This window comes from Marinomonas algicola (assembly GCF_014805825.1).
GTDB lineage: Bacteria > Pseudomonadota > Gammaproteobacteria > Pseudomonadales > Marinomonadaceae > Marinomonas > Marinomonas algicola.
In genome coordinates this window covers 2,983,691-3,002,170 of record NZ_CP061941.1, presented here as the reverse complement: position 1 = coordinate 3,002,170, position 18,480 = coordinate 2,983,691, and the positions used below count along the sequence as shown (strand labels likewise).

Genomic DNA, 18,480 nt, shown 5'->3' with positions numbered 1-18,480 from the left:
AGCGTTAGTTTGCTAAGAGGAATTTGCTTATGTCTTTTGAATAGGCGATCGTCCCTTGGTTAACAAACGCTTCATGATTTTTTTCTACTTCATCTATGGCATAGAAATAATTGACCAGTAGGCCTGCAGATTGGCTCAATCCTTTAGTGGATTTGTCCCCCATCCAGTTAAGACGTTCAACACGAGCGCCATTGCCTAAATGAAAACGGGTTACCGGATCATACGGTTTGTTTGCTTTTTTAGCGTTGACGATATAGTGAGCACAGAGCTTTGTTAACACGGGTTGTAATAATTCGCAATGCTCTTGGCTGGTGGACCAATCGGTTTCACTTAACAAGCTTAAAGTGGAACGATTACTTTGAGTGAGGAAGGTACTTTCTTTGTTATCGAGTTCCTGTGATAACCAACGACGGAAACTTGGAATGGGTGACAGTGTAGAGAACTGAGTTAACTCTGGAAACTCTTTTTTCAATTCCATTACGACTTGTTTTATTAAGAAATTACCAAAAGAAATGCCTGCTAAGCCAGCTTGACAGTTACTAATGGAATAAAAAATTGCGGTATCCACATCGGCGTCGCCCTTCTCACTTTGTGGGTCTGGATCAATTAAAGGCTCAATGGATCCCGCTAAACCATTTACCAGCGCTACCTCAACAAAGATAAGTGGTTCATTTGGTAAAGACGCATGGAAAAAAGCATAGCAACGGCGGTTCGGCCCCAAGCGTTTTTTCAAGTCGTTCCAGCCCGACATAAAGTGGACAGCTTCGTATTCAATCAGTTTTTCTAAAATGACCGCAGGTGTATTCCAATCAATTTCAGCGATGGTTAAAAAGCCACGGTTGAACCATGATTTTAATAAATGCAATAAGTCAAAGTCGATTGGCTTTAGTTCAGGGTGGTTTTTCACTAAGCGTAGGAAATCTTTACGCAAGGAAACAATTACCTCCGTACCTTGAGTGGCCATATTCATTCGTTTGAAAAGCTTTTGGCGTGGTGCTTCTATAGCGCTGCTTAACGCAACATAGCTTTCATAGTTTGGCTCGTTACGGTAAGCATTGGCGAGTTCAACTACCGCATCGGGATCTGGTGAATAACAGTCAATTAAATGATGAAAAAAGCTGAGTTTTTTTTCATCATCGGCGGCTTGATAGGCCGCTGCAACTTCATTAGCGATAGCGGTTCCAAGCGCTTCACCCTTGTTAGACATGAGATCTGCGCAGTACTCTTCTAATGTTTTTGATTTACGAGTGTCGTTTTTACGAGACAGCATCTCCCTTCCGACATCGGCGACAGAACTTAGCCATTTATTCAATAACATACAAACCCTTAACTCTTATGATTTTGGCGTAAATTGATTCTTCAAATATTGTCGCATGCGCATCAAAAATTCGCACCTGTCTTCTATGGATTATAAAGCAGGGATGATAAAGGAATAAACTTGATGTGTATTCTGTAGGTTCTTCTATAGTTAAGGAATGCCTTGTTTAAGTTAATAATAACTCGGGTGATGATGATCACAGTGTCTCTAATACCTTGATCTTCCAATTTTAAGGGTAGTGCAAGTGCTTTCTAATAAAACGGTTTCTATAGGCTTACTATTAATCGCGAATGCGTTACTTGTGGTGCTGCTTATCGTTGCGAGTAATCAATGGTGGTGGCAAAAACTTGATGATTTAGACAGCCAAATAAAAGCCGTATCCCAATCATCAGAAACATCTAATGCCGCTCTTTTGAAGTTGGTGAACTCTCAACTTCCATTAAAGGAATTGTTAGCGGACAGTGCGTTTAAAACACAAGCGTTCATGGTTGAACTTGAATTTTTAGTTTTTGACTCATCTAGAGATTACGACAAAATATTACAAATAAAAGAAAGTTTGTTGAAAATTAAGTCGGATATAGAAAGCGCCTGGCCAGATTCTATGGACGCAAAATTACTGGGTCTTTATAAAGAGAATGCAGAAATCATAATCGATATAATTAATGAAGTATTAGGAACGTCCAGCCCTATTCAATTGCAACGGCTAATGGAAGATTCGGAAGATATATTTAATAATCTTAATGAAGTGAAAAGTGAAATCGCTTTTCGTAATTATTGGTTGTTTGAAGTCGCGTCAGACCGTGTTGTTTACGCAACTCAGGATTCTAAAAAACATATTCTGGAATTGGAAAATACGTCTTCTCAAATTATTCATAGAAGTATTGTTTTCATGGTTTTTTGTACGCTTCTTATACTGTTACTGCAGTGGAGCCTTTACTACATTATTCGAAAACGCTTATCCGGTCTCGTTCATACCATGATGGCGATTACAGAAAAAGGACACTTACATGAAAGGGTATTAACTGAAAATAGAAATGACTTAATTGGCAATATAGGCCATATATTTAATTTAATGATGTCTAGGCTTGAAATGAGTCAAAAACTATTACAGGAGCAGAAAGAGAGAGCGGAATCTGCTACGCAGGCTAAAAGTGACTTTTTAGCCAATATGAGCCATGAAATTCGTACACCAGTGCATGCGATTACCGGATTAATTTATTTAATGAGAGAGCAACAGCTTACTCCAACTCTTAGTGGTTATATTGATAAAGCAGACACAGCATCGGAAGCATTGGTTCATATTATAAATGATGTTCTGGACTTTTCAAAAATATCAGCGGGCAAAATTGAGTTAGAAAATAAACCGTTTGAGCTGTTACCGAGCCTTGAAAAACACATCGATCTATTTAGTAGTAAATTTAATTTGAAGCAGCTCGACTTTGCGTTGATTATTGATAAAAGTGTACCCAGAAGAGTCGTTGGTGATGATTTACGTCTCAATCAAATACTTATTAATCTTATTAATAATGCGCTGAAATTTACTCACAGTGGAAGCGTCCAATTGAAAGTGCGTTGTACTTTTCAATCTGAAAGTGACGTTTTCTTAACATTTATAGTTGAAGATACCGGTGTCGGCATTGAAGAAGGAAGAATACCAACACTTTTTGATGCCTTTTATCAGGGGGATGTTTCTACTACTCGAAAATACGGAGGGACAGGCCTGGGTTTGGCTATAAGTCAAAAGTTAAGCGAATTAATGGAAGGCTGGATACAGGTAAAAAGCAAAGTCGATCGTGGATCGGTCTTTACGTTAAATGTAAAGCTTGGTATTGACACGGATATTGAACAACTGGTTTTCCCTTTGCTCCCAGAAAAAAAGGCAACCACAGATATCCTCTGTGTTTGCAGCCGAGGAAGCCAGACTACAATGATGATGTCCATGTTGACGACAATGGGCTTTTCAGTTGTGTTTGTTGAAACATTAAAACAAGCTCAAGATTTGCTCTCAAAGAGTTCATCCATGTATGAGTTTGGGATGGCGTTGATCGATATTCCTCTTCAACTTAGTCTGACACATAAATTATTGATTGACAGTATTGCTGAATATAATCTTTTGCTCACTATCCCAATTGCATTTATTGCAGAGGTAAAAAAAGAAGTGGATACCGTTACGGTTATTCAAATCATAGAAAGACCGATTAAGCCTTCTAAGCTGTTTAATGCCATTATGTCTACTTTAGGCTACCCAAAAGAATTACAACTGTCTTCGGATAACAGCGGCATTGAAGACTTTAAACGACGTCAATTAAATCAGATAAAGGTTGGAGGGGCGAAAGTCCTGATCGTCGAGGATGTAGTGATTAATCAACAAATTCTTAGTGAAATTCTAGTCAGTGGAGGGGTGCGAATTCAGTTAGCCGATAACGGCAAACAAGCGGTCGAAATTTTAGAAGATGAATGTTTTGATTTAATTTTGATGGACTTACAGATGCCTGTTATGGGTGGTGTTGAAGCGACCAAGTTTATTCGTCAACAATTGAAAATCGAAAAATTACCTATTATTGCCATTACCGCTAATACGATGAAAGGCGTGATTGATGAGTGCAAAGAGGCTGGCTTTAATGACTATTTAAGTAAACCTTTAGATGTGAATCAACTTTGGGACGTTTTAGGCTTGTGGATCGCTCCTGCAGAACGCGCTTTCCTACCCATTAGTGACCATAATAATGAATCAATGGACGACGTATCCTTCTTGCAAAATCAAACATTAGGCATCGACTTGATCCTAGGTTTAGAGAGAGTTAATGGAAATAAAACATTATATTGCTCTTTATTAAGTGATTTTTCAAACGAGTTTAGTGGCAGTTATACCCAACTTAAACGTTATTTAGATAATAAAGAGTATGCTAATTTAGCTCAATTAGCGCATGCGATAAAAGGGGTGTCCGCCAATTTGGGTATGTATTTATTATCAAAGATAAGTTATGCAATAGAGAAACAAGCTAAGAGATTAATCGGGTGTTCAGAAATGGATTTAATGAAAGAAATTCAAGATAGTGATGATTTATTGGAAAATTTTGCAACCTTATTTGATCAAGCTGAAAACAGTCTATCTCAAGTTGTTATTTATCTTTTACCTATGAAAAATCAGTCTCTAAATAGCATAAAGAATGTTTCTGACATTGATTATCAAGAAGTCATTATGCTCTTAATGGATTTGAAAAAGCTCATTAATACAAGTGATGGTGAAGCGCTTGACCTTTTTGAAAAAATAAAAGAGCATGTTAAACCAATTGAAAAAAACAACTATATATTACTATTAGAGGAGCATTTACATCATTTTAATTTTGACGATGCATCAATCGCATTGGAACATGTAGATCAATTAATTAAACAAATGTTGTCAGAGAACATCTTACAATAAAGTCTAACAAGGTAGGATTATCATGGTTCAAGCGGTACATCGTCATAAAATTCTCGTTGTAGATGACGAAACCATTAATCTTAAAATGATGCTGAATGCATTAAAGGATGATTACACTACCTTGGTGGCTACTAATGGTATAAAAGCGTTAAAAATTGTCAGTTCTAAAAATCCTCCCGATTTGATTCTATTGGATATTTCTATGCCAGAAATGGATGGATATGAAGTATTCGAGAAAATAAAAGAGTACAAGCAGTGTGAAAACATTCCCATCATCTTCGTCACAGCCTCTTCTTCAGAGCAAGAGCAAATTAAAGGGCTTGAATTAGGTGCAGTAGATTATTTTACAAAGCCGATTTGTTTACCCATTTTAAGAGCGAAAATAAAAAGTCATTTAGAGATGAAACAACATCGTGACTTCATGACTTTATTATTGAACAAACAATATTTAGAAATGGAAAACCGCAATTCGTCGCATGAGAAAGATAGATTAGAGCAGCAAAATCGAATTCAGCGTTATATTGAAGAAGTTCAAGAGAATCAAGAGCGCCTTCAGCTTTCTTTGTGGGGAAGTGGCGATGAGCTTTGGGATTGGAATTTAACAAATGGTGAGTTTAGACGTAAAAATCCATTGCCTCTGAAGCTGGAAGACATTCCAATTTTTAGCCACATCGACGCCTTTCAACCTCTTATACATACCGAAGATTTTGTGGATCTTAAGAAAAGTTTTTTTGATCATTTAAAAAATGAAGCTGAATATTTTGAAGCCACTTTTCGTTCCAAAAGCGATCGAGATGAATGGGTGTGGCTGTTGTTAAGAGGTAAGGTGGTTAATCGTGACCCTAATAACCAACCAATTAGAATATCTGGAACCTTAAAAAACATTTCTCGTTTAAAACAAGCAGAGCAAGACCTTTTACTGGCGGCAAAGTCTTTCGAAAATATTTTTGATGCGGTCTGGGTGTGTGATCATAATTGGAAAATACTAAAAATAAATACAGCGTTTACGACTATTACTGAGTTTACCGCTGAGGATGTGCTCGGAAAATCATTGCTTACATTAATGGGTGAGCCATATAAAGAAGTATTGCATATGTTTGCTGGCCAACTGTTAAGTAATACGAAAAATGATACTTACAGTCGTGAAGAAGTGTGGGGCGTTGATAAACAAGGCAATTACTTTCCTCAAGAACTTAATATCAGTGTGCTAAGAGATCAAACGAATGTGGTTACCCATTTTATTGGTGCTTTTACTGATATTACTTATCGTAAAAATGCGGAAGACAAACTGCGTTATTTAGCTAATTACGATAGTCTTACTGGGTTACCAAATAGAACACTTTTTATGGAACGCATTCAGCATGCCATTGATGTAGCTCATCGTAATAAGCATCAAATGGCAGTAGTTTTCTTAGATTTAGATAATTTTAAAAGCATAAATGATACCTTGGGTCATGCTTCTGGCGACATTTTACTTAAGGAAATTGGAAAGCGTTTGTCCAGTTCGATAAGAGATTGTGATACCGCAGCACGTTTAGGGGCGGATGAGTTTGCTCTTATATTGGAACAGGTGAATCATACCAGTGAAATTTTGCCTATTGCAGAACGTATATTAAGTTACATAGCAAAGCCGCTAAATTTAGCCGGCTCTCAGGTAAGCCTTTCGGCAAGTATCGGAATAACGGCTTACCCTGATGATAGTAATAATTACAAGGACCTTTTGAGGCATGCTGATATTGCCATGTATCATGCCAAATCGTTAGGGCGTAACAATATACAGTTTTATACGAAAGAAATGGATCATCGTTCTTTATTTCGTTTGGAATTAGAACAGCAGCTGCATAACCTTGTTACTAATGACCAGTTCTTGATTAACTATCAACCAAAAGTGACGCTTTCAACAGGTAAAATTGATGGATTAGAAGCACTCGTCCGTTGGAATCATCCTAAGCACGGGTTAATTCCTCCAGATATGTTTATCTCTTTGGCAGAAGAAACGGGGCATATCGTGCGTCTTGGCGAAGCCATTTTGAGAAAAGCCTGTAAAGAGTCAAAAGAGTGGTGGGACACTAAACAAATTACTGGCCGTTTGGCTTTGAATTTATCGGCCGTTCAAATTGCTCAAGAAAACTTACCTTTAAGAGTGGCAAGTATTCTGGAGGAAACGGGGTTTAAAGCAGAAAACTTAGAATTTGAAATTACTGAAAGCTCAATGATGGAGAATCAAAGGTTAGCCGAAAAACAGATGTTGGCTTTTCAAAATATGGGTATTCATTTATCTATTGACGATTTTGGTACGGGGTACTCATCACTGAGTAGGGTCAAAGATTTGTCTGTTAATACCATTAAAATAGACAGAAGCTTTATTAAGGATATTAATCACTCAGCAAAAGACAAAGGAATCGTCGCTTCTATTATCAGTTTGGCGCACCATCTAAACTTAAAAGTCATCGCCGAGGGCGTTGAGACCTTGGAGCAAAAAGCCATACTTACCGAATTGCACTGCGATGAAATGCAAGGATATGTCTTTAGTCGACCAATTGCGAATATGGCTATTAATGAATTATTGGAGAAGCAATAACGTAACGTCTTTATTCTATTTCGAATTGAAAAATACTTAATAGATTTTTATAAAAATTGCTACGCGATGTTATTCGCACCTTCCCTAGTAGATGAGTCTTTTTGTTATCCTAGACATGCCCTTTTTACTGTGTTTTTACCGTTATCTTTATGTGTTCTCTAGCGCCTTTTTAATGCCCTTCTTAATGGAAAGTTAATACAAATAATTCTGTCGTTAAAAAGTCATAATTTGTCGTGAATTGAGACATGCATAAACGATAAAAATGAATAATGTCAGCTTATTCTCACGGGTATTTAAGAGAAAATAGTCTGATTTTACTCATAAATATCCCACTCTAGACTGTTTTGTAGTAAGGGGTATTTGTATGTTTATGGCTTTCGTTTTTGCTTTAAATCAGATCTTAAGTCATGGGTTCGGCCTATTTTTATTTGCCGCGCTTGTCCCCTTGATGCGCGAAACTATTGCTATAAGTCACTGGCATCTGGCTCTTGTTGGTGCGTTAACACAAATTGCGTATTTACTTGGCGCTCTTTTACTGGGAGCCGTGGGACATAGAATAGGGACGGCAAAACTGTCTATTATGACAGGAATTTTAACCTCATCCTTATTATTTAGTCTGTCTGTGATAGAAGAGCCTGTCGTTATTATTGCCCTTCTTACTATACTGGCGGCGAGTGCCGCAATGAGTTGGGGAACCATAGTAGAAATCATAAGTCGTTATGCTCAGAGACAGCATCGCTCGACGTATTTAGCCACAGCATCAAGTGGCACAGCCTGGGGGTATGCTATAAATGGCGGACTTATTTTGTTGGTCGCTCCTCTTGTTGGTTGGCAAGCCAGTTGGTTATTTGCGTCTTTATATGGCGTGTTCGTGGTTTGCCTTACCTGTTATCTACTCGTGAAATTAAAGTCAGAAAAAACAGAACGTCTTGATAAAGGTGTTTCCGGTTCCAACCTTGAACCAAACCAAAATGCACTCTCATTTGGTTTATTAATGAATACCATCAGACATCACCGAGTGGCATTTTTTTCTTGTTTAATTTGCTTTTTAGTCGGGTTTGCCACTATGCCATTTTCTAACTGGTTAAATACGTATTTAGATAGTTTAGGTCTGTCTTCGGATTTGGGTGGCTATACTTGGGCTATCGCAGGTGTGAGCGGTATGTTTGCCGGCGTTCTAGTGGGTAAGTTAGCGGATAAAAAAAGTCATGCGTATTCGTTATTAAGCATTTTCAGTGTGTTTTTTGTCTGTATTCTTTTCTTCCTTTACGATGCGGCATTGTTTGCTCCCTTGGCTGGCTTTGGTTATGGATTGATGTATTTTCCAATGTGGGGTGTGGTGGCTGGTTGGGTTGGCCAGTCTTTCGGAGCCACAGCAACAATGCAAATTAATGGTATATGCATGGTTACTTTTGGACTCGGAGGCACCCTAGGGAATGTTATTGCAGGTTATATTTTTGAGTTGACCCATTCTCTGAATCTGGTATTTGTTCTCATCGCCATCGATGCTTTTTTACTGGTTCTGCTTGGAAGTTGGATTATGTGGCAGCAAAAACGTCGACTAACCCTGTTTGATAACATCGCTGAGCTAGCCTAATGGTATCGCATAAGACGATTAACGAGACACACCGTATTTATATCAGCCATTCATCTAATGAGTGGCGCCGTTCTCACTGGAAGTTGAGTACTGAATGATACTCGAAATAATAGGGTGTTAATGTGTGAGGTTGCTTCGTTTTAGAAAAAGTCGCGCGGCTTAAGTTGACGTTTTTTCTTTAAACTCGCATAGATCTTCTATAATGCAGGCATCGCATTTAGGCTTGCGGGCAACGCAAATATACCGCCCGTGTAAAATCATCCAATGATGGGCGTCAAGTAAAAACTCTTTCGGAACAAACTTTAATAGCTTGGCTTCGACTTCTAATACATCTTTACCGGGAGCTACTTTGGTGCGGTTACCGAAGCGAAAAATATGGGTGTCTACCGCCATGGCGATTTGACGAAAGGCGGTATTTAACACCACGTTCGCTGTTTTACGACCTACGCCGGGTAGGGCTTCTAAAGCTTCTCGGTTATCGGGAACCACACTGTTGTGTTTTTCGATCAGTAAACGGCAGGTTTTGATGGTGTTTTCGGCTTTTGCATTAAAGAGTCCAATGGTCTTGATGTATTCTTTTAGCCCATCTACACCCAGAGCAAGTATGGCTTCGGGTGTATTTGCTACCGGAAAGAGTTTACGAGTGGCTTTGTTGACGCTCACATCGGTGGCTTGTGCTGAAAGCAAAACAGCAATAAGCAATTCAAACGGTGAACTGTATTCGAGTTCAGTTTTAGGGTTAGGGTTTTCGGCTCGTAAGCGGCTAAAAATCTCATGTCTTTTGTGCTTATTCACTGTTGTGCCTTTGTGCTCTTTCAATGAAAAGAAGTGATTTCTCTTAAATAGTATGTGATTAATGAGGCGTTAGTTGACTCTTAACGCTTGTCATTAAGCCACATTGCCTGTCACTCGAACACGCTTTGAGCCGGGAGCTGTTTTTTCCTTTTTGGCTTCTATACGTGCTTTTTCTTTTTGATCCCAATAATTTTTTAAGGCAATTAACAGCCCTAAACCAATGAAGGCTCCGGGAGGTAAAATAGCAAACAGAACATCGTGGTAATCTGAGAAAACGACCCATTTCCAATGGTTAGCCATGTCTCCAAATAATAATGACATATCAGAGAAAAGCGTCCCTTGGCCAACCAATTCTCGCATTCCTCCCAGAAGCACTAGAATGGCCATGAACCCAAGTCCCATCATAAATCCATCTAAGGCTGAAGGTAGAATAGGATTACGACTGGCGAAAGCATCTGCACGTCCTAAGATGGCGCAGTTGGTTACGATAAGAGGAATGAAAATGCCTAAAATCTGATAAAGTTCATAGGTGTATGCCTGCATTAATAGCTCAATACAGGTTGTGAAGGAGGCGATGATCATCACAAACGCAGGTAGCCGGACGGCATCGGCCACGTAATTGCGTATTAATGAAACCGCCATATTCGATCCGACTAATACCACCAGAGTGGCTAGCCCTAATCCAATGGCATTGACTACTGTGCTGGTTACGGCCAGTAATGGACAGAGCCCCAATAATTGAACCAAGGCTGGGTTGTTTTTCCAGATGCCGTTATAGACGATCTCAGCGTAATCGGTACCTGTTTTGCTTGCTTCTATTGTGTCATCAACTAGGTTGTTATCACTCATGTTGTTTCCTATAACGGCTAAAGCTTGATGGTTAACGTTTTAATAAGCTGTCTTTATTTTGTTCAAAATAGATGAGCGTATTTTTTATCGATCGAACGACAGCACGGGGGGTGATCGTTGCGCCGGTGAATTGATCAAACTCACCACCATCTTTTTTAACTTGCCATTTTTTATCCTGATCTTCCCCTAGAAAGGTGCCAACAAAACTGTGAACCCAAGGGGATTTTTTTACATCTACTTTATCACCCAATCCCGGTGTTTCTTTATGGCTGATAATACGAGTACCTGTAACAATACTGTTTTTATCGATAGCGACCAAAAGCTCTAAATTGCCGTTGTAACCCCCAGGCGCCGTTGTTTCAAAAATAATGGCCGTTACCTCGTTGTTCATTCGGGCGAGGTAGGCGTGATGCGGCTCGCTTGAGCCCAGTAACGAATCGTTTAAGGTAATAACATCGGTGTATAGCTCATTATTGTAGCGGTCGGATGGTAAAATTTCACTAAAGGCGGCCAGCTGCGCTTCAATGATGTTTTTTTCGATGGTGGCTTTAGTGAATTGCTGCGTCACCGCAATAAAACCAGCCGTGACGACAGCAAAAATACCTAACCCAAGACTGTTACGACGAATAGAAGCAATAATATCCATTATTTTGAGTCTCCGATTTTAAGGCCTTTTTTGGCTTTTTTATGGCCATAAGAGCGTGGCTGGCTGTAATAATCGATAAACGGAGCCGCAAAGTTCATTAATAAGACGGCGAATGCGACGGCATCTGGATACCCCCCCCACGTCCTAATAATGAAAATTAAAATGCCGATACCACACCCATAGAAAAGTTTGCCTCTATTACTGGTGCAAGAAGATACAGGGTCAGTGGCAATAAAAAAGGCACCAAACATGGCGGCGCCCGTTGTAAGGTGGAAATAGGGGGTGGCGGCGTTACTGACATCAACAATATAAAACAACGAGGCCATTACCGCCAATGCACCTAAAAGGGCGACAGGGGTGTGCCATGTGATGATTCGAAAATACAGTAAAGCAAGACCACCCACAAGGTACGCCATATTGACATAGAACCAGTTAGATAGGTTGGATGTGCTTAAGCCTTCGACACTGGCAAAGGCTTCAGAACTCATTAACCCTTCTTTATGTTTAAATGCATCCAAAGGCGTGGCCATGGTGTAACTGTCTATCACGGGTACGCCAGCAAAAATGGCGGCGAATGAATCAACAAAAGGTAAGGTCGCTTGAGCGGTGACGATGTCGGCTGAACCTAGCCATTGTGTCATTGGCACGGGGAAAGAAACTAAGACAATCGCATACCCCACCATCGCTGGGTTAAATGGGTTGTTGCCTAAGCCTCCATAAACCTGTTTAGCAAATACAATGGCGAAGGAACTGGCTGTTACTGTTAACCACCAAGGCACACTAGGAGGTAAAGCCAAGCCGAGCAGAACGGCTGTCAGGACGGCACTGTAATCTTTTAAAAAGAAGTTAATGGCGCGTTGGCGCATTTTTAAAATGAGGGCTTCACTGACCAGTGCCGCGATAATGGCAATGACTATATTCAGTAAGGTCCCCCAACCAAAAAGGGCGGTCTGTACGACGAATCCTGGTAAAGTCGCCGCAATAACCATGAGCATGACCCACGAGGTTTTACGGCCTGCTCTTTGAGAATGAGGAGAGGTAATCCTTAAAAGTGCCATTTAGTTTTTCTCTTGCGTGTTGAGGAGTTGAGCCAGTTCGGTTTCAGCGGCGGTTTGAGCGGCTTGCTTCTCACTGATGGCAATGTGTATCTCTGCGGCGTTCTCTGGCTCTTTCTCTAATTTTTTCTTAAGTTTACTGAGTTGAGCTTTTGCTAACGCAACGGCAATCTTTTGTTTTTTGATCTGCTCTGTAAGAGGGTTTGTTGTGCCCTCTTTAGGCGCCGTTTCTTTGTTTCCTGATGACTCTGCAAGTTGAGCGAGTTGTGATTGAAGATCAGCAAGTTTGGCCTCACTTTCTGTCAGTTTTTGTGGCAACCCTGATGCATCGATGCTCGCCTCATCTAAGCCTTCGGCTTTCATCGCTTCGATATTTTTCTTGGCTTTTTTAACCGCCGCATTAGCGATAGCGACATCGATTTTAAGTTTTTTGCTTGCCAATTGAGTATCGTCAGCTGTTGTTGATGCGTTGTTTGCCGAGGACGTCTTTTCGGAAGTATCTTGAGCCGAGCGAGCTTGTTCCAGTGCGGTTGTTGCTGTCGCTAAAGAGTGCTCCAGATCGGTGGCACGTAAAGTCGCTGTCTGAAGTTGTTTATTAAGCTCATCAAGCTCGGGTGCATTAATGTCCTGTGCTCGTTTAATGGCTTTTTCAATTTTCTTCACGGCGGCTTTCGCAATGGCGGCATCAATTTTTAATTGCTTCACGGCCGCTTCTTCAGAATTGGTGATTTTTGGCGCTTTGGCCGGAGCTGGTGCCAGAGTACTTAACTCATTTTCTAATTGGCTGAGCGTATTCTTTTGTTCATTCACCTCAAGTTGAAGTTGAGTGATGGACTCGGTTCTTTCTTCTTCTTGAGCCGTTGTTAGTGTTTTTTCTAATTTTTTCAATTTTGCTTTTGCAATGGCAATGTCTACTTTGAGTTTCTTACTGGCATCATTCGCCGATGGTTTCGCCGTTTCTGTTTGTGTGGCGGGTGCCACTTTTTTATCGGTGTCTTTTTTCGGTGCGGGCTTGGCACGAGCAAGGCGTTTGGCTTCTTTTTCCGCTGCTTCGGCTTCTTGACGCGCTTTACGTGCTTCAAAGCGCAGTTTTGCATGATCGGATTTTATGTTCGCTTCACGAGCGTCACGGATCTCACTTTTGCCGTGACGGTAATATTGTACTAATGGAATGCTGCTCGGACAGACATAGGAGCAAGCTCCGCATTCGATGCAATCAAACAGATTGTAATGCTCTGCCTTTTCAAATTCTTGGCTCTTGGTAAACCACAATAACTGTTGTGGTAATAGGCTTGCAGGACAAACCTGTTCACACATTCCACAACGAATACAAGCTTGCTCTGGCTCTGGTTGAGGCAATTCTTTTGCTGTGGCCGCTAAAATACAGTTGGTGGTTTTTACCACAGGAACCGATGGGTTCTCTAAGGTAAAGCCCATCATTGGGCCACCCATAATTAAGCGCTGTAATGTGGCGTCATCACAGTCGGCGTATTCTAATAAGTGATCAATCGGGGTGCCCAAAAGAACCTCAACATTTTGAGGTTGAGAGAAGGCATCGCCAGTGAGTGTGGTGATACGTGAAATCAGTGGTTGACCAAGCACAACCGCATCGTATATCGCGACACAGGTACCGACATTTTGACAAATAATGCCAATATCAATAGGGTGTTTACCACTTGGTACCTCTCTGTCTGTAAGTAATTGGATCAGTTGTTTTTCACCGCCAGAAGGGTATTTGGTTGGGACAATGGCTAACTTAATTTGATTTTCAAGGTGACGAGCGCGAATTTCATTCTGTAGTTGCTCAATTGCTTGTGGTTTGTTGTCTTCAATACCAATGAGTACTTCGTTGGCTTCCGCTAGAAATTGCAGAATTTGGATGCCTTGTACGAGTTGTGCGGTTTTCTCGCGCATTAGCATATCGTCAGCCGTAATATAAGGTTCACATTCCGCTGCATTGATAATTAAATACTCAAGGTTGTTTTTTTGTGCGCCTTGTAATTTGACCTGAGTTGGGAAACCCGCGCCACCCATGCCGACAATCCCCATTTCAGCCAGGTAGGTAAGCACATCTGTTTTGGTGGACTCCTGCCAAAGTGGCATGGGTCTAAGGTCACACCATCTTTCCACATTGTCTGGTTGAAGTATGATGCAAAGGTCACTTAAACCGGATGGGTGTGCAATGGCTCTGTCTTCAATCGCGATGATTTTACCTGAGGTTGGCGCATGCAAAAAACTGCTCAAAAAGCCATTGTTGATGGCGATTGTTTGACCTTTTAAGACACTATCGCCAACACTGACAAGCGGCCTAGATGCTTGACCAATATGTTGTCCTAGAGGCAAAACAAGCTCTTTAGGCAGTTTTGGCCTTCCTAAAGGTAAGGTCAGTGACTGGGTTTTATTTTGTTCAGGGTGAATACCACCATGAAAGTCAAAAATAGGTGCGGTAGGTAGCATTTTAGTGACTGGCCTCCGTTGAAGGTTGACGGTCAGTAGCGATTAAACTTCCAGGGCGTGACATTGGTCCGATCGGCTTGTCCCAAGACCAGGTTTTTGTGGTGACACCCACTTCCACCATATCAATACAATCGACAGGGCATGGATCAATGCATAAATCACACCCGGTACATTCGTCAGCAATAACGGTGTGCATTTGTTTTGCGGCCCCTAAAATGGCATCAACAGGACACGCTTGGATGCACTTAGTACAGCCAATGCATTCTTCTTCACGAATCACGGCAACTCGAGTGGCTGTCTCTTCTCCGTGGTCTCCATCGAGGGGAATGGCTTCCACGTCAAGTAGGTCGGCCAGCGCCTGAATCGTGGCTTGACCTCCGGGAGGACAGTGGTTAATCGCTTCACCATTAGCAATGGCTTCGGCATAAGGACGGCACCCCGGGTGACCACATTGACCACACTGTGTTTGTGGCAGGATAGCGTCTATTTCATCGACAATTGGGTCGCCTTCAACGTGGAAACGCACGTTGGCAAAACCCAGAATGGCGCCAAAGATAAGCGAAAGAACTAACAGAATGCCTACAGCAATAAGTATGGTTGTCATATTGGGCCTATATCTGCACTAAACCAGTAAAGCCCATAAAGGCTAGGGCCATTAAACCTGCGGTGACCATGCCAATGGCCGAACCACGAAAGGCCATTGGCACATCAGCCACATTAATTCGCTCACGCATGGCTGAAAATAAAATTAATACGAAGGCAAACCCCACGGCGGCCCCAAACCCATAAAGAAGGGAATCAACAAAACCGTGTTGTTTACTGGTGTTTTGTAAAGCAACCCCTAATACCGCGCAGTTAGTGGTGATTAAAGGCAAGAAAATCCCCAAAACTCGATAAAGTAAGGGGCTGGTTTTGCGGACGACCATTTCAGTAAATTGCACAACAACGGCAATCACAAGAATAAATGAAATGGTTTTCAAGTACTCCAGACCAAATGGACGCAAAATATATTCGAAGGTCAAATAACTGCATAAGCTCGACAAGGTTAAAACGAATGTTGTCGCCATAGCCATACCGATAGAGGTTTCTAATTTACTAGAAACACCCATAAAAGGGCAAAGGCCTAAAAATTGCACCAATACAAAATTGTTTACCAATATTGTACTGACCAAAATTAAGAGATAGTCAGTCATCTCACGTCCAATTTAAAAATATGATGAGTTTAAAAGTAGCGCACGTAAAAGGGATAATACGTACTGCGTAACTATACCAAGCTGCTTATAACTAATAAAACTAAAAGAGGAGTTTGCTTAGTTTTATTTAGAATATATTTAATAGGCTATTCTTATAAGAATAGGTTTGTTTATTATTATTTGAAGTACTATTGATAAAGTCGAGAGACGCTTCATTTAGTGCCAAATATGAGTCATAAAAAGGGCCAGCCGCAATGAGGTACGATTGGCCCTTTGACTATTTAAAGCATCGTACTACATAATTCGTTGCCCAGGCTTGGCACCACTATGTGGCTCCATTAGGTAAATTTCTTCACCACCAGGACCCGCCGCTAAAACCATGCCTTCAGATAAGCCAAATTTCATTTTACGTGGGGCTAAGTTTGCCACCATAACGGTCAACTTGCCTTCTAGATCTTCCGGTTTGTAAGCGGACTTAATGCCAGAAAAAACAGTGCGTGTTTCGCCACCTAAATCCAGTGTTAATTTTAATAATTTATTGGCTTTTGGAACGTGTTCTGCTTTTGCGATCAACGCCACGCGTAAATCCACTTTGGCAAAGGCATCAAAGTCGATTTCTTCATTAATCGGCTCTTTTGATAACTCGGTCTCTTCTTCCGCTTTATCCTCTGCGGCGACAGCGATTTCCTTTGCGGCGTCGGCGACGGCTTGTTTTGATTCTTCAACCATGGCTTCTATTTGCTTAGCATCGATACGCCCCATCAGAGGGGAGAATTTATTCACCTGTGTACCAAAGAGTAATTCACTGCGGTTGTCCCACGTCAGTTCCTTATTTAAGAAAGCTTCGGCGTCTGTCACTAACGTCGGCATAACGGGCTTTAGATAGGTCATTAAAATACTGAATAGATTTAACGCCACTGTACAGACTTCTTGCGCTTTACCAAGAGTGTCTTCGTTCTTGGCCAATACCCAAGGAGCCTGATCAGCAATATAAGTATTAGCGATGTCAGCAAGACGCATAATTTCACGAATGGCTTTACCGTATTCTCTTTGCTCAAAGAATTGCGCAATTACGTCACCGGCATCGATAAAGCTTTGTATCATGTCCATTTCAACAACATCCGCCGAGAGCGTGTTGTCGAATTTTTTGTTAATGAAACTCGCCGTGCGGCTGGCGATGTTAACGATTTTACCTACAACGTCTGAGTTAACTCGTTGTACAAAATCTTCTAAATTTAAGTCGATATCATCAATACTGTTATTCAATTTTGCCGCAAAGTAGTAACGGATATATTGAGGATCTAAATGGTTTAAGTAGGTTCTCGCCATAATGAAAGTACCGCGAGACTTTGACATCTTAGTGCCATTTACCGTCACGTAGCCATGGGCGTTTACGCCGGTTGGAGTACGGTAACCCGCCGAGTGCAACATAGCTGGCCAGAATAACGCATGGAAGTTAATAATGTCTTTACCGATAAAGTGATACAGCTCGGCTTCTGAATCTTTGCCCCAATAGTCATCAAACTCCAAACCTTCTGTACGATCACACAGGTTCTTGAAGCTGGCCATGTAGCCAATGGGTGCGTCTAGCCAAACGTAAAAATACTTACCTGGCGCATCGGGTATTTCAAAGCCAAAGTAGGGTGCATCACGGCTAATGTCCCATTCCTGTAAACCGGAATCTAGCCATTCCGCCAGTTTATTGGCCACCTGATCTTGTAAGGTTCCGCTGCGAGTCCATTTTGCCAAAAATTCTTGGAAGTCAGGCAATTTAAAGAAATAATGCTCGGATTCTTTTTCAACCGGTGTGGCACCAGAATACACTGAGCGAGGATCAATCATTTCCATTGGTGTGTAAGTGGCTGAACAGACTTCACAATTGTCACCGTACTGATCTTCAGCTTTGCATTTAGGGCAGGTTCCCTTGATAAAACGATCCGCTAGAAACATTTCTTTTTCTGGGTCGTAGGCTTGTACAATAGAACGAACGGAAATTTTATCGTTGGCGCGCAAGGCCATATAAATAGAAGAAGACAGCTCTTTATTCTCTTCTGAATGGGTCGTGTGGTAGTTATCGTAACCGATTAAGAAATCGTTGAAATCCGCCATGTGTTCTTTACGCACACCATCAATCAATTCTTCAGAGGTAATGCCTTGATTATTGGCTTTGATCATAATCGCGGTGCCGTGAGCATCGTCCGCACAAACCGCCGTACATAAGTGGCCTCTTAGTTTCTGAAAGCGTACCCAAATATCAGTTTGAATATGTTCTAGCATATGACCTAAATGAATGGGACCATTGGCATATGGAAGGGCGCTAGTAACTAAAATTTTGCGTTGCGTGTGTGCCATTTTATGTAAGCCTATTAAATATGATGACATTCCAGTCAGTGTATTTGAGATGGATACGAAAACACATCGCAAAAAAACCAATGGATTGTAGGTGGCGTTCGACTCTTTATGGTGTCCAAATCAGACTATTGACGTGCAATAGCGTGACTCAAGAAAAGCGAGATTCGAAGCGCGGTTAAAAATCTGACCGCGTAATTATAAGAACCACTGAAA

12 protein-coding genes are annotated in these 18,480 nt (G+C 41.2%); 3 read left to right on the top strand and 9 right to left on the bottom strand.

Annotated elements, in window-relative coordinates; genetic code table 11:
- Positions 1 to 4: 4 nt before the first annotated feature.
- Entirely contained in the window at positions 5 to 1,318 is a 1,314-nt protein-coding gene (locus tag IEZ33_RS13675; RefSeq protein WP_191600592.1) for a malonyl-CoA decarboxylase, read from the bottom strand.
- Between the two features lie 244 nt (positions 1,319 to 1,562).
- On the opposite strand from IEZ33_RS13675, the gene IEZ33_RS13670 reads away from it, so the two are divergent.
- From IEZ33_RS13670 to IEZ33_RS13660, 3 genes are all read left to right on the top strand, one after another.
- Positions 1,563 to 4,742 carry an ATP-binding protein gene (locus IEZ33_RS13670; protein WP_191600591.1) on the top strand — a complete coding sequence of 1,060 codons (3,180 nt, stop codon included), beginning with the start codon at positions 1,563 to 1,565 and terminating at the stop codon, positions 4,740 to 4,742.
- Between the two features lie 22 nt (positions 4,743 to 4,764).
- Positions 4,765 to 7,323 carry a two-component system response regulator gene (locus tag IEZ33_RS13665; protein ID WP_191600590.1) on the top strand — a complete coding sequence of 853 codons (2,559 nt, stop codon included), beginning with the start codon at positions 4,765 to 4,767 and terminating at the stop codon, positions 7,321 to 7,323.
- Positions 7,324 to 7,687: 364 nt separating this feature from the next.
- Entirely contained in the window at positions 7,688 to 8,920 is a 1,233-nt protein-coding gene (locus tag IEZ33_RS13660) for an MFS transporter (RefSeq protein ID WP_191600589.1), read from the top strand.
- Between the two features lie 159 nt (positions 8,921 to 9,079).
- Here IEZ33_RS13660 and nth read toward each other — a convergent pair whose 3' ends face one another.
- The 8 genes from nth to metG form a co-directional block, all read right to left on the bottom strand.
- Positions 9,080 to 9,715, bottom strand: a complete 636-nt coding sequence (gene nth, locus IEZ33_RS13655) for an endonuclease III (protein ID WP_191600588.1) — start codon at positions 9,713 to 9,715, stop codon at positions 9,080 to 9,082.
- Between the two features lie 93 nt (positions 9,716 to 9,808).
- On the bottom strand, positions 9,809 to 10,564 hold the full coding sequence (locus IEZ33_RS13650; protein WP_191600587.1) for an electron transport complex subunit E: 756 nt from the start codon (positions 10,562 to 10,564) through the stop codon (positions 9,809 to 9,811).
- Between the two features lie 31 nt (positions 10,565 to 10,595).
- On the bottom strand, positions 10,596 to 11,210 hold the full coding sequence (gene rsxG, locus IEZ33_RS13645; protein ID WP_191600586.1) for an electron transport complex subunit RsxG: 615 nt from the start codon (positions 11,208 to 11,210) through the stop codon (positions 10,596 to 10,598).
- Positions 11,210 to 12,268: an electron transport complex subunit RsxD gene (rsxD, locus tag IEZ33_RS13640; RefSeq protein WP_191600585.1), complete on the bottom strand. Its 1,059-nt coding sequence runs from the start codon at positions 12,266 to 12,268 to the stop codon at positions 11,210 to 11,212. Before rsxD ends, rsxG begins: the two co-directional genes overlap by 1 nt.
- Positions 12,269 to 14,722, bottom strand: coding sequence for an electron transport complex subunit RsxC (gene rsxC / locus IEZ33_RS13635; protein ID WP_191600584.1), 2,454 nt, complete (start codon positions 14,720 to 14,722; stop codon positions 12,269 to 12,271). It lies immediately after the preceding gene.
- Between the two features lies 1 nt (position 14,723).
- On the bottom strand, positions 14,724 to 15,326 hold the full coding sequence (rsxB, locus tag IEZ33_RS13630) for an electron transport complex subunit RsxB (protein ID WP_191600583.1): 603 nt from the start codon (positions 15,324 to 15,326) through the stop codon (positions 14,724 to 14,726).
- A gap of 7 nt (positions 15,327 to 15,333) precedes the next feature.
- Complete coding sequence (rsxA, locus tag IEZ33_RS13625; RefSeq protein ID WP_191600582.1) at positions 15,334 to 15,915, bottom strand: electron transport complex subunit RsxA; 582 nt, start codon at positions 15,913 to 15,915, stop codon at positions 15,334 to 15,336.
- Between the two features lie 294 nt (positions 15,916 to 16,209).
- Positions 16,210 to 18,267 carry a methionine--tRNA ligase gene (metG, locus tag IEZ33_RS13620; protein ID WP_191600581.1) on the bottom strand — a complete coding sequence of 686 codons (2,058 nt, stop codon included), beginning with the start codon at positions 18,265 to 18,267 and terminating at the stop codon, positions 16,210 to 16,212.
- Positions 18,268 to 18,480 lie beyond the last annotated feature (213 nt).